Here is an 11,427-nt window from a genome sequence, read left to right as displayed (position 1 = left end):
CAGAGATGTCTCGCTTAGACGCCTAAGGTTTCTTTTGTTCTTTGTGGTCACGCGGAGGTGGCGATGGGTGCTCGGGGTTCGCTGGCCCGTCAGCTCCTCGTGTGGCAACTGGTAGTCGTCACGTGCCTACTGTGCGCGGTAGGCGTGCTGGCCGTCGTCCAGGCGGGGAGCAATTTCCGCACGACCGAGGGACGCCGGGCGCTTTCGGTCGCGGAGAGTGTCGCCGCGCAGGGCATCGTGGGCGACCTCGACAACGGCCCGTTCGAGCTGAACGCGCCCGCGGAGACCGCGCGGAGCCTCTCCGGGGTGGATTTCGTCGTCATCGCCGACGCGGACCGGTATGTGCTCGCGTCGACGTATCCGGATCAGCTCCGCACGCTGCTCGACATCGGCGACAGTACCGTCCTCTCTGGACGGTCCTGGGTCGGCGAACTCGACGGTTCGATCATGGCGCACGTCCCGGTGCTCGACGAAAAGGGCGGCAAGGTGATCCGCATGGTCGCGGCGGGTTCGAAGTCGCCGGGGTTCTTCGCCGGTGTGCTCGACTCGCCGGACAACGCGCTGCGAGTGCTGGGGGTCGCGCTGGTGATCGGGGTGAGCGGTTCGCTGCTGCTCGCGCGGCGCGTGAAGAACCAGACGCTCGGCCTGGAACCGCACGAGATCACCGCGCTGGTCGAGAACCGGGAGGCGCTGCTGCACGGCATCAAGGAGGGCGTCGTCGGCCTGGACCCGCAGCACCGCATCACCCTGGCGAACGACCAGGCCCGCGAGCTGCTGGCGCTGCCGGAGGACGCCGTCGGCCGGTCGGTGGAGGACCTCGACCTCAACGAGCGGATCCGTGACCTGCTCACCGGCCGCGCGACCGGCGCCGACCAGATCGTGTTGCGGCAAGGGAAGGTGCTGACGCTGAACCGGATGCCGATCGACGTACGGGGAGCCGTGGTCACCCTGCGGGACCGCACCGATCTGATGACGTTGCGGGACGAACTCGACGCCAGCAGGCACGCGACCGACACGTTGCGGGCGCAGGCGCACGAGTTCAGCAACCGGCTGCACACCATCTCCGGATTGCTGGAACTCGGGGAATACGAGGAGGTTCGCGGCTACGTCAGCCGGATCAGTTCGGCGCAGGGGGAGTGGCGTGCCGAGGTCGGCTCGCGGGTCGGTGATCCGGCGGTGGCGGCACTGCTGATCGCGAAGGCGTCGCTCGCCGCGGAACGCGGGGTCGGGCTGCGCATGGCCCCGGACAGCGAACTCGACCGCGTCGAGGACGCCCTTTCCACGGATTTGGTGACAGTGCTGGGAAATCTCGTCGACAACGCGCTGGACGCGCTGGGTGGTGAGCGGGGCTGGATCGAGGTCGGGGTGTGGCAGGAGGAGGACGAAGTGCGCGTGGTGGTCCGTGATTCCGGACCGGGAGTCGCCCCGGAGATCGCGGAAGAAGTGTTCGAGCACGGCTTCACCACGAAGGCCGCGGCGCACGGCCAGCGCGGGCTCGGCCTCGCGCTGATCCGGCAGGCGTGCGTGCGGCGGGGTGGTTCCGTCGAGGTGCACAACTCCGGCGGCGCGGTGTTCACGGCGAGGTTGCCGCGATGATCAAGGTCCTCGTCGTCGACGACGATTTCATGGTCGCGAAGGTCCACAGTGGATACGTCACGCGCACCGAGGGGTTCGCCGTGGTCGGGGTCGCCCACACCGGGGCCGACGCGCTCCGCCTCGCGCGGGAACTGAAACCGGATCTGGTGCTGCTCGACGTCTATCTTCCCGATCTCGACGGGCTTTCGGTGCTGCGGGAACTGCGCGCGACCGAGGACGTCGACGTCATCCTCATCACCGCCGCGACCGACGTGGAAACCGTGCGGCAGGCGATGCGGGGCGGGGTCCTGCACTATCTGATCAAGCCGTTCGAGTACGCGTCCCTGCGGGATCAGCTCACCCATTTCGCGTCGCTGCACCAGCGGCTGGACCGGCTCGCGGAGGCCGGGCAGGCCGATGTCGACCAGGTCTTCGGCGCGCGACCGAGCGCGAAACCCGTGCTGCCCAAGGGACTTACGGTCCAGACCGCGCGGTTGGTGGAGACCGCGCTGCGCGGCGCGCCCGGCGGGATGTCCGCGAGCGAATGCGCCGAAGCGACCGGCGTCGCGCGGGTGAGCGCGCGCCGGTACCTGGAGCACTTCGTGGCGACCGGGAAGGCCGAGGTGACCCTCAAGTACGGCGGGACGGGACGGCCGGAGCGACGCTACCTCTGGTCCTGACCCCGCAATTCGTCACCTAATTGCGGGAGGTGAGGAGGTCGTTGAGGGTGCCGTAGTCCACGGACTCCTCGAGACGCGAGTACGTGCCCGCCGAGAAGAGTTCCCGGGCGCTTTCCCGCACGACTGCGTACGCGGCCTGGCTGATGCCGGAGCCGACGCTCACCCGCGCGACCCCGAGTCCGGCCAGTTCCTTGACGCTCGGCGCGCCCGGGTGGGCCATCACGTTCACCGGCGCGTCGATGCCCTCGACCAGCGCGGTGATCACGGAGGGATCGGTGGCGCCGGGGACGAAGATCCCGTCCGCGCCCGCGGCGAGGTAGGCGGCGGCGCGCTCCAGCGTTTCCGGCACCCCGCCGAGCCCGCGCAGGAAGGTGTCGATCCGGGCGTTGACGAACACCTCGCCGCTCGCCGCGCGGGCCGCCGCGATCCGGGGGACCACCTCTTCGGGCGCTCGCGGGCCGTCCTCGATGTTGATGCCGACCGCGCCCGCCGCGACTACCGCGGCGACGGTTTCGGCGACGCCGCCGGGTGTGTCCGCGTAGCCGCCTTCGATGTCCGCGGTCACCGGAACCGTTGTCACACGGGCGATCCTGGTGATCAGGTCCACCGCGAGTGCACGGCCGAGGCGGTCGCCGTCGGGGGCGCCGAGGCTCCACGCCACGCCGGCGCTGGTGGTGGCGATCGCCGCGGCGCCCGCGTCCTCGACGAGCCGGGCGCTCGCGACGTCCCATGCGTTGGCGAGCACCAGCGGGTCGGACGGGACGTGCAGGGAGCGGAACAGCCGGGCGTTGTCGGTCGTCATGACCTCAGTCCAGCAGTCACGCGACATCCTGGTCTGGCGGATTCGCGACATCGACATCGGCGCGGAGCCCGGCGATCAGGCGCGCGAGGCCGTATTCGAAGGAGGCGGCCGGATCCTCGTCGTGGTCGCCCTCGACGTGCTGCTGTTCGTCGATCGCGCAGCCGAGCGTGTACCGACTGATGGCGAGGATCGCGTGCGTCGCGTCCTTTTCGGTGAAACCGGCCCGCAGCAACGGTTTGATCAGCGGCGCCATCGCCGACCGGCCGGTCGGGCGCGAGCCCGCGTGCAGCCGGGCGCCGTCCCGGTAGGACAGCAGCGTGCGGCGGATAGTGCGGGCACGCCGCGCCAGCCACTCGGCCCAATCGTCCATCGCCGAGGGCTCGTCCAGCGGAGCCAGCCGGTCGTCCAGCATGGTCTCGGCCATCTGATCGAGCAACGCCTGCTTGCTCTTGAAATGCGTGTAGAGCGCGGGACCCCGCACACCGAGCTTTTCCCCGAGCTTGCGCAGGCTCAATCCGTCCAGCCCGACCTCGTCGAGGAGTTCGAGCGCGGCTCGAACGTAGCCATCCCGTCTCACGACCATGCGCACACCTTCGCCGGTCCGTATCGGACTTGACAACTCGGCAGTATCTTATCACCGTTAAGATCTTAACATCGATAAGATCGGCAGGTAGGATGATCGGGAGTTCCGAGGAGCGCATAACCCCCGCGTTGTGGGGGATGGCGTCGATCCTGACCCTCGGCGGGTTCTTGTCGATGTTCACCTCGACCGTCGTCACCGTCGCCCTCGGCACGATCGCGGCCGGATTCCGTGCACCGCTCGGTACCGTCCAGTGGATCACCACCGGCTATCTGCTCGCGCTCGCGGCGATGGTGTCGGTGAGCGGCTGGGCGTGCCGCCGCTTCGGTACGACGCGGCTGTGGCTGGTGTGCGTGGGACTGTTCGCGGTGCTTTCCGCGCTCTGCGCGACGGCGACGTCGATCGAGGCGCTGATCGCTTTCCGCGTCCTGCAAGGCGCCGCGGGCGGGCTCCTGGTCCCGGCGGGACAGATCCTGTTCGCGACGACGGTGGGGCCGAAGCGGCTGGGCCGGATGATGGCCGTACTGAGCATCCCGATCTACCTCGCGCCGGTGCTCGGCACCCTGGCCGGCAGCGTGCTCACCGAGCGGTTCGGCGTCCCGTGGCTCTTCCTGGTGAACGTGCCGCTCTCGCTGCTCTGCCTGCTGCTGGGCCGGAAACGGTTGCCGAGGGAGGTCCCCGTCGACACCCGGCCGCTGGACCGGCGTGGTTTGGCGCTCACCGTCACCGGGCTGCCGTTGCTCGTGTACGGCTTCGCCGAAGCCGCCCCGATCGCGGCGGTCGCCGGCGCGATCCTGCTCGTCGTCTTCGCGATCACCGCGCTGAGGTCGCCCGCGCCGTTGCTCGAGCTGCGGCTGTTCCGCGACCGGACGTTCTCCTCGGCCGCCGCCGTGATCTTCGGGATGGGGATCGCGTCGTTCGGCGCGATGATCGTCCTGCCGCTGTACTACCTCGATGTCCGACACGAAAGCCTCGTCGCCACCGGGTTCCTGACCGCGCCCCTGGCACTCGGCACGGTGCTGGCACTTCCGCTCGCGGGCAGGCTGACCGACCGGATCGGCGGGGCCCGGGTGATCTTCGCCGGGTTGATCGTCACGATCGCCGGGACGGTGCCGCTGGCGCTGCTCACCGGATCCGACGGTTACTGGTGGCTCTCGGCCGTGCAGGTCGTCCGCGGCTGCGGTATCGGACTCACCACGACCCCGGCGCTCGCCGCCGGACTGGTTTCGGTGCCGCGAGAGCGAATTTCCCACGCGATGCCGCTCTTCGCCATGCTGCAACGGATCGGCGGATCCTTCGGCACCTCGATTCTCACCGTGCTCGCCGCTCCGGGGACCGTGGGGGCCATCGCGCACGCTCACTGGTGGATCGCCGGACTCACCGTGATCGTGCTGATCCCGGCGTGGCTGCTCGTCCGCGCCGAATCGTCCACAGTGGACTGAGAGGCGGCGGTGGGTTTGTTCCCGCCCGAAATGCCCCGAGGGTTCCGAGTGGCATTCGGGACAGCCGGTGGACAACGCCGTAGGCTCAGGTGAATGAGCACGGCACCCACCTCGGAGCATCCGATGGTCGAAACCCGGCACCAGACCCAGCTGCTCACCCTGTTGCGGGATGAGGGACCGATGTCCCGGGTCGAACTGGGGGAGCGGCTGGAGCTGCCGCGTGCCCGGGTGGGGGCCGAGGTCGCGCGGCTGGCCGAGGTCGGTCTCGTCGAGACCGCGGGGCCTTCGGCGAGCCGCGGCGGCAGGCGGTCCACACTGGTGCGGCTGGCGGGAGACCTGCGAGTGCTGTCGGTGGACGTCGGCGCGACGTCGGTCGGGGTCGCCCTCACCGACGCTTCGTGCGAGGTCCTGGTGCACACCGTCGAGGACTGCGACGTCCGGCAGGGGCCGCACGCCGTGCTCAAACGCGTCGTCGCGCTGGCGGAGAAGATCCGCGAAGAGGCGCCGGGCAAGTTGATCGCCGCAGGGATCGGCCTCCCGGGGCCGGTGAGTTTCGCCGAGGGGATGGCGGTCGCGCCGCCGATAATGCCCGGCTGGGACCGATTCTCCGTGCGCGATCATCTCGGCGGGCTGCTGCGCTGCCCGGTCACCGTCGACAACGACGTGAACTCGATGGCGCTCGGGGAACGGCATGCCGGGGTCGCGCGCTCCATCGACGACCTGGTGTTCGTCAAGATCGGTACCGGTATCGGCTGCGGGATCGTGCTCGGCGGCAAGGTGTACCGCGGCGTCGCCGGCACGGCGGGTGACATCGGGCACATCCGCCTCGACGACTACGGGCCGACCTGCGCCTGCGGTGAGACGGGTTGTCTCGAGGCGTACTTCGGCGGCGCCGCGCTGGCCCGCGACGGGCTGACCCTGGCGCGCAGCGGCCGGTCGGCGTACCTCGCCGACGTCGTCGCGGACCGCGGCGTGATCACCGCGCAGGATGTCGGCCGCGCCGCGGCGTCGGGGGATTTCGGCGCGGTCAACCTCATCCGTGACGGCGGGCGACGGCTCGGGCAGGTGGTCGCCTCGCTGGTGAGTTTCGTGAACCCGGGCATGGTCGTGATCGGCGGCGGCGTGGCGCAGCTCGGGCATCAGCTGCTCGCCGAGATCCGCAGCTCGGTCTACCGGCGGTCGCTGCCGCTCGCGACCGGGAACCTGCCGATCGTGCTGTCCGAGCTCGGGGACACCGCGGGCGTCATCGGGGCCGCCTGGTCCGCTACCGATCGGGCCTTCACGCTGAGCAGCTGAGGCGCTCGCGCGGCACGTTGAGCACTCACCTGATTCCGATTAGTAACGTCAAGATCGTACAGACTTTCGCTCGAAAAGTACGAAAGTCTGCGCGGTTCTGGACGGCTATTCGGGTGACGAGGGGCGTTTCTGTCCTGTTGTCACCTTGACGAGTGACACGGGCCACCCTACTTTCGCTGGCTAAGTAACAAAGTTTGTTACGGCCGATTCGTAAGTGAGGGCAGTGTGGCCGCGACTGAATCCGGGCAGCTCGACCCGGTCAGCCCACGCACGGCGAACCTCGCCGCGCTCTTGCGGGCGATGCGTGCGGGGCCGCTCTCGCGTACCCAGCTCGCCGCGCGCTGCGGGCTCACGAAGGCGGCCGTCTCCGGATTGATCACCGAGCTGTCCGAACGCGGTCTCGTCCGTTCCGCCGGACTCCAGGGCGGCGGCAACGGCAGGCCCAGCCAGCTGGTCGAGCTGAACGGCGCCAGCGCCTGCGGGCTCGCGCTCAGTGTCGAGGCCGATCGGTTCGCCGCCGTCGTCACGAATCTCGACGGCCGCGTCGTCGCCGAACGCGCCGAGACCGCCGACGTCGCCGCGCTCGGGCTGCACCGGAGCATGGACGAACTCGCCTTCCTCGCCAGGAACGTGCTGCTCGACGACCAGCCGGTCGGGGTCACCGTCTCGGTGCCGGGCCTGGTCGATTCGGCCGCCGCCGTGCTGCGGTTCGCGCCGACCCTGCGCTGGCGTGACGCCGAGATCGCCGACCTGCTCGCCGCCAGGCTCGGTCTGCGGGCCGACGCCATCGCGGTCGACAACGAGGCCAACCTCGGTGCGATCGGCGAGGCCGTCGCCGGAGCCGGTCGAGGTGTGCGGGAGCTCTTCTACCTCAGCGGCGGCACGGGCGTCGGCGGCGGACTCGTGTCCGGCGGCGCGATCCTGCGTGGTGCCAGGGGATTCGCGGGCGAGGTCGGGCACATCACCGTCGATCCGTCCGGCGAACAGTGCCCGTGCGGCCGGGTCGGGTGCCTGGAGACCAAGGCCGGCCTCAACGCCGTCCTGCGCGGCGCGGCTTCGCCCGGCGACCCGCTGCACGATCCCGCCCTCGGAGTCGACGGCCGGGTCGGGCTGCTCAAGCACCGCGTGCAGCGCGGTGATCAGCGCGCGGTCGCGGCGGTCTCGGAACTCGGGGTCGCGCTCGGCATCGCGGTGTCCACTGTGGTCGACGTGCTCGACCCGGACGTCGTCGTGCTCGGTGGCTACTTCGCCGAACTGGGCGAATGGCTGGTCGAGCCGGTACGCCGCGAGCTGTCCGCGCGTCCGCTCGGGCAAGAGCCCACCTGCCGTGTCGAGCCGTCGCCGCTGGGCACCACCGCTCCGCTGCGGGGCGCCGCGCATCTCGCCACCGAACGGCTTTTCGCCGACCCGACATTAGTTCCTTTCGAGACCGAGGAGGCTCCGGCATGACCCTGCTCTCCGTCCGGGGGATCGTGAAGACCTTCCCGGGGGTGCGTGCACTCGACGGTGTCGACTTCGACGTCGAACCCGGCGAGGTGCACTGTCTCCTCGGTCAGAACGGCGCGGGCAAGTCCACGCTGATCAAAACGCTCGCCGGCGCGCATCGCCCCGACGGCGGCGAGATCTTCTGGCAGGGTGAGCCGGTCACGCTGCCCTCGCCGGTCGCCGCGCTGAAGCTCGGCATCGCGACCATGTACCAGGAACTCGACCTGGTGCCCGGGCTTTCCGTGGCGGACAACATCTTCCTCGGCCGCGAGCGCGCGTCGTTCGGGTTCACGCGGATCAGCGAGTCCCGGAACAAGGCCGCGAAACTGATGGCGCGGCTCGGTCACCCCGAGATCGCGCCGTCGACCGAGGTCGGCAAGCTCTCCGCCGCGGGCCAGCAGCTGGTCTCGATGGCGCGGGCGCTCGCGTACGACGCGAAGCTGCTGGTGATGGACGAGCCCACCGCGGCGCTGGCGGGCGAAGAGGTCGACAACCTGTTCCGTATCGTCGGCGAACTGACCGCCGAGGGTGTCGCGATCATCTACATCTCTCACCGGCTCGAAGAACTGCGCCGGATCGGCCACCGCGTCACCGTGCTCAAGGACGGCAGGACCGTCTCCACGGGCCTCGACGCCAAGGAGACGCCGACCGCGGACCTCGTCGCGCTGATGGCGGGCCGCAAGGTCGAAACCGTGTTCGGCCCTCGCCATCAGGAGCACGTGGACCCGGACATCGAGGTCCTCAAGGTGGAGAACCTGACCACCGTCGGCGAATTCGAGAACGTGAACTTCACCGTGCACGCCGGCGAGGTCGTCGGCATCGCGGGCCTCGTCGGCTCAGGACGCAGCGAGTTGCTGGAGACGATCTTCGGCGCGCGCAAGCAGGACACGGGTTCGGTGTCGGTAGACGGCCAGCCGGTCCGGCCGGGCAGCGTGTCCGCGGCGGTCAAGGCCGGGATCGGGCTGGCGCCGGAGGAACGCAAGAGCCAGGGGCTGTTGCTGGATCTGCCCGTCGTGCACAACGTGACCCTGGCGAGCCTGGGCAAATACGCGACGTTCGGGTTCACCGAGCGGGGGAGGGAACTCGACGACGCCGGGGAAAGCCTGCGGCGCCTCGATCTCCGGCCCGCCGACCCGCACCGCATCATCCGCACGCTGTCCGGCGGCAACCAGCAGAAGGCGGTGCTCGCCCGCTGGCTGGTCCGCGGCTGCCGGGTCCTGCTGCTGGACGAACCGACGCGCGGGGTCGACGTCGGCGCGCGGGCGGAGCTGTACCGGCTGATCGAAGAACTCGCCGCGACCGGCGTCGCGATCGTGCTGGTCAGCAGCGAGATCCCCGAAGTACTCGGCTTGTCCGACCGGGTGCTGGTGCTGCGTGAAGGACGTGTCCTGGCTGAAAAGCCGTCTGCGGAGCTGACAGAGGCGGATGTGCTCGACGTGATTCTCGAGGGGAGTGCGGCGTGACCGACCAAGCCGAATCGGTGCGTACGGGACCCGCCGTGGAACCGTTACCACCCAAGGAAAAGCGGAATTTCTCGCTCGACACCCGGCTGCTCGGGCTGGCCGGGGTGCTGGTGATCCTGTGCATCGTCGGCCAGGTGACCAGGCCCGACCAGTTCTTCACCGACGGCAACATCTCCACGATCCTGCGGCTCGCCGCGGCGATCGGGGTGGTCAGCGTCGGGATGACGTTCGTGATCATCGCCGGCGGCATCGACCTCTCGGTCGGGTCGATCGTGGCGCTCTCCAGTGTCTGGCTGACCACCTTGGCCACCCAGTCCTACGGCCCGTTCGTGATGATCCTTTGTGGACTCCTGGTCGGCCTCGGCTGTGGGCTGATCAACGGGATCCTGGTGTCCTACGGGAAGATCGTGCCGTTCATCGCGACACTGGCGATGTACGTCTCGGCCCGCGGGCTCGCGGAACGCATCAGCGGCCGCCGCACGCAGGTGGTGTCGGAGGCGGGCTTCCTCGATTTCTTCCGCGGTGATCTGCTCGGCATCCCGGTGCTGATCTGGATGTTCGCGCTGGTGTTCGTGGTCGGCTGGGTGCTGCTGAACCGCACCACGTTCGGCCGCCGCACCTTCGCCGTCGGCGGCAACGCCGAGGCTTCGCGGCTGGCCGGTATCAACGTCAAGCGGCACACCGCCCTCGTCTACGGCGTCGCCGGCCTGTGCTGCGGTATCGCCGCGCTGATGGTCGTCGCCCGCACCACCGCGGGTGCCTCGACCAACGGCATGCTCTACGAACTCGACGCCATCGCGGCGGTCGTCATCGGCGGCACGCTGCTCACCGGTGGCCGCGGCTCGCTCATCGGCACCCTGATCGGCGTGCTGATCTTCACCGTGCTGTCCAACATCTTCACGCTCAACAACCTGGACACCGACATCCAGAACATCGCCAAGGGCGTGATCATCGTCCTGGCCGCGCTGCTGCAGTTCCGCTCCGTGAAGAAGACAAAGACGAGCACTTGATCACCGTGGATGGAGAGTCGTCATGACCGAACAATCCCTGCACCGCCGCCGCTTCCTGCTGGGAGGCGCGGCCGTCGGAGCGGGCGCGCTGCTGACCGCGTGCACCTCGAACGAGGCACCGGCGCAGAACAACGCGGCCAACGTGGCCAACGCCGGCGCCAACTCGCAGCCCGGAACACCCGTCACCATCGGGTTCTCGGCGCCTGCCGCGGACCACGGCTGGATGGCGGCCATCACCAAGAACGCCCGCGCGCAGGCGCAGAAGTTCAGTGAGGTCACGCTCAACGCGACCGAGGGCACCAACGACGTCAACCAGCAGATCTCCCAGGTGGAGACCTTGATCAACGCCAAGGTCAACGTCCTGGTGATCCTGCCGTTCGACGGCAAGGCGCTGACCGCGGTCGGCCAGCAGGCGATGGACGCCGGTATCCAGGTGATCAACCTGGACCGCGTCTTCGACACCCCGCTCGCGTACCGCACCTGGATCGGTGGCGACAACTACCGCATGGGCGTCAACGCCGGGAACTACATCGCCCAGCAGATGAAGGCGAAGAACATCGCCAGCCCGGTGATCGGCGAGGTCGCGGGTATCGACTCGCTGCCGCTGACCCAGGAACGCAGCAAGGGTTTCAAGGACGCCTTGGCGCGTCAGGGATTCCAGGTCGGACCGCGGGTCTCGGCGCAGTTCACCCCGGAGTCGGGCGAGCAGCAGACCTCGAACCTCCTGCAGTCGGCGTCCAAATTGGACGCTCTCTGGAACCACGACGACGACCAGGGCGTCGGCGTCATCGCGGCGATCAACAACGCCAACCGCAAGGACTTCCTGATGGTCGGCGGCGCGGGTTCCAAGAACGCGATGAACCTGATCAAGTCCGACGCCGAACCGTTGAAGGCGACGGTGCTCTACAGCCCGTCGATGGCGTCTTCGGCGATCTCGCTCGCGCGGCTGCTCGGCCAGGGCAAGGGGGCGGGCGACTTCGCCGAGCACGAGATCCCCGCCGAGATCACCACGTACTCCGCGGTGGTCACCAAGGAGAACGTCGACAAGTACATGGACGTCGGCTTCGACTCGTAAACCCGCGTACCCGACACAC

Annotated in this window: 10 protein-coding genes; 8 read left to right on the top strand and 2 right to left on the bottom strand. The window is 69.1% G+C overall.

The window, feature by feature from the left end:
- Nucleotides 1–63: 63 nt before the first annotated feature.
- On the top strand, nucleotides 64–1,596 hold the full coding sequence (locus BLW75_RS16930) for a sensor histidine kinase (protein ID WP_034317939.1): 1,533 nt from the start codon (nucleotides 64–66) through the stop codon (nucleotides 1,594–1,596).
- Nucleotides 1,593–2,255: a response regulator gene (locus tag BLW75_RS16925; RefSeq protein ID WP_034317942.1), complete on the top strand. Its 663-nt coding sequence runs from the start codon at nucleotides 1,593–1,595 to the stop codon at nucleotides 2,253–2,255. Before BLW75_RS16930 ends, BLW75_RS16925 begins: the two co-directional genes overlap by 4 nt.
- Before the next feature lie 16 nt (nucleotides 2,256–2,271).
- Here the strand turns inward: BLW75_RS16925 and BLW75_RS16920 are convergent, their stop codons facing one another.
- Nucleotides 2,272–3,057 carry an isocitrate lyase/PEP mutase family protein gene (locus BLW75_RS16920; protein ID WP_034317946.1) on the bottom strand — a complete coding sequence of 262 codons (786 nt, stop codon included), beginning with the start codon at nucleotides 3,055–3,057 and terminating at the stop codon, nucleotides 2,272–2,274.
- 16 nt (nucleotides 3,058–3,073) lie between these two features.
- Nucleotides 3,074–3,640 carry a TetR/AcrR family transcriptional regulator C-terminal domain-containing protein gene (locus BLW75_RS16915; RefSeq protein WP_034317949.1) on the bottom strand — a complete coding sequence of 189 codons (567 nt, stop codon included), beginning with the start codon at nucleotides 3,638–3,640 and terminating at the stop codon, nucleotides 3,074–3,076.
- 92 nt (nucleotides 3,641–3,732) lie between these two features.
- Between BLW75_RS16915 and BLW75_RS16910 the strand changes: the two genes are divergently transcribed.
- The 6 genes from BLW75_RS16910 to BLW75_RS16885 all read left to right on the top strand — a co-directional run bounded on the left by BLW75_RS16910 (nucleotide 3,733) and on the right by BLW75_RS16885 (nucleotide 11,408).
- Nucleotides 3,733–5,079, top strand: coding sequence for a DHA2 family efflux MFS transporter permease subunit (locus tag BLW75_RS16910; protein ID WP_034317952.1), 1,347 nt, complete (start codon nucleotides 3,733–3,735; stop codon nucleotides 5,077–5,079).
- Nucleotides 5,080–5,172: 93 nt separating this feature from the next.
- The gene (locus BLW75_RS16905) at nucleotides 5,173–6,375 is read left to right on the top strand and encodes an ROK family transcriptional regulator (protein WP_034317955.1); all 1,203 of its coding nucleotides are present in this window, start codon (nucleotides 5,173–5,175) and stop codon (nucleotides 6,373–6,375) included.
- A 225-nt stretch (nucleotides 6,376–6,600) separates the two neighbouring features.
- The gene (locus tag BLW75_RS16900) at nucleotides 6,601–7,824 is read left to right on the top strand and encodes an ROK family transcriptional regulator (RefSeq protein ID WP_034317958.1); all 1,224 of its coding nucleotides are present in this window, start codon (nucleotides 6,601–6,603) and stop codon (nucleotides 7,822–7,824) included.
- Nucleotides 7,821–9,323, top strand: coding sequence for a sugar ABC transporter ATP-binding protein (locus tag BLW75_RS16895; RefSeq protein WP_034317961.1), 1,503 nt, complete (start codon nucleotides 7,821–7,823; stop codon nucleotides 9,321–9,323). The genes BLW75_RS16900 and BLW75_RS16895 overlap by 4 nt, the downstream gene beginning before the upstream one ends.
- On the top strand, nucleotides 9,320–10,333 hold the full coding sequence (locus BLW75_RS16890; protein ID WP_091597760.1) for an ABC transporter permease: 1,014 nt from the start codon (nucleotides 9,320–9,322) through the stop codon (nucleotides 10,331–10,333). The genes BLW75_RS16895 and BLW75_RS16890 overlap by 4 nt, the downstream gene beginning before the upstream one ends.
- A gap of 22 nt (nucleotides 10,334–10,355) precedes the next feature.
- Complete coding sequence (locus BLW75_RS16885) at nucleotides 10,356–11,408, top strand: substrate-binding domain-containing protein (protein ID WP_034317963.1); 1,053 nt, start codon at nucleotides 10,356–10,358, stop codon at nucleotides 11,406–11,408.
- The last annotated feature ends 19 nt before the right edge of the window (nucleotides 11,409–11,427 follow it).

This window comes from Amycolatopsis lurida, from assembly GCF_900105055.1.
GTDB lineage: Bacteria > Actinomycetota > Actinomycetes > Mycobacteriales > Pseudonocardiaceae > Amycolatopsis > Amycolatopsis lurida.
Note: the sequence above shows the minus strand (reverse complement) of the source record. Positions and strands in the feature narration are given on the sequence as shown.

Bases quoted from the DNA above. Each gene is read 5' to 3' on its own strand.
- BLW75_RS16930 (WP_034317939.1), top strand. From the start codon at position 64: ATGGGTGCTCGGGGTTCGCTGGCCCGTCAGCTCCTCGTGTGGCAACTG.
- BLW75_RS16925 (WP_034317942.1), top strand. From the start codon at position 1,593: ATGATCAAGGTCCTCGTCGTCGACGACGATTTCATGGTCGCGAAGGTC.
- BLW75_RS16920 (WP_034317946.1), bottom strand. From the start codon at position 3,057: ATGACGACCGACAACGCCCGGCTGTTCCGCTCCCTGCACGTCCCGTCC.
- BLW75_RS16915 (WP_034317949.1), bottom strand. From the start codon at position 3,640: ATGGTCGTGAGACGGGATGGCTACGTTCGAGCCGCGCTCGAACTCCTC.
- BLW75_RS16910 (WP_034317952.1), top strand. From the start codon at position 3,733: ATGATCGGGAGTTCCGAGGAGCGCATAACCCCCGCGTTGTGGGGGATG.
- BLW75_RS16905 (WP_034317955.1), top strand. From the start codon at position 5,173: ATGAGCACGGCACCCACCTCGGAGCATCCGATGGTCGAAACCCGGCAC.
- BLW75_RS16895 (WP_034317961.1), top strand. From the start codon at position 7,821: ATGACCCTGCTCTCCGTCCGGGGGATCGTGAAGACCTTCCCGGGGGTG.
- BLW75_RS16885 (WP_034317963.1), top strand. From the start codon at position 10,356: ATGACCGAACAATCCCTGCACCGCCGCCGCTTCCTGCTGGGAGGCGCG.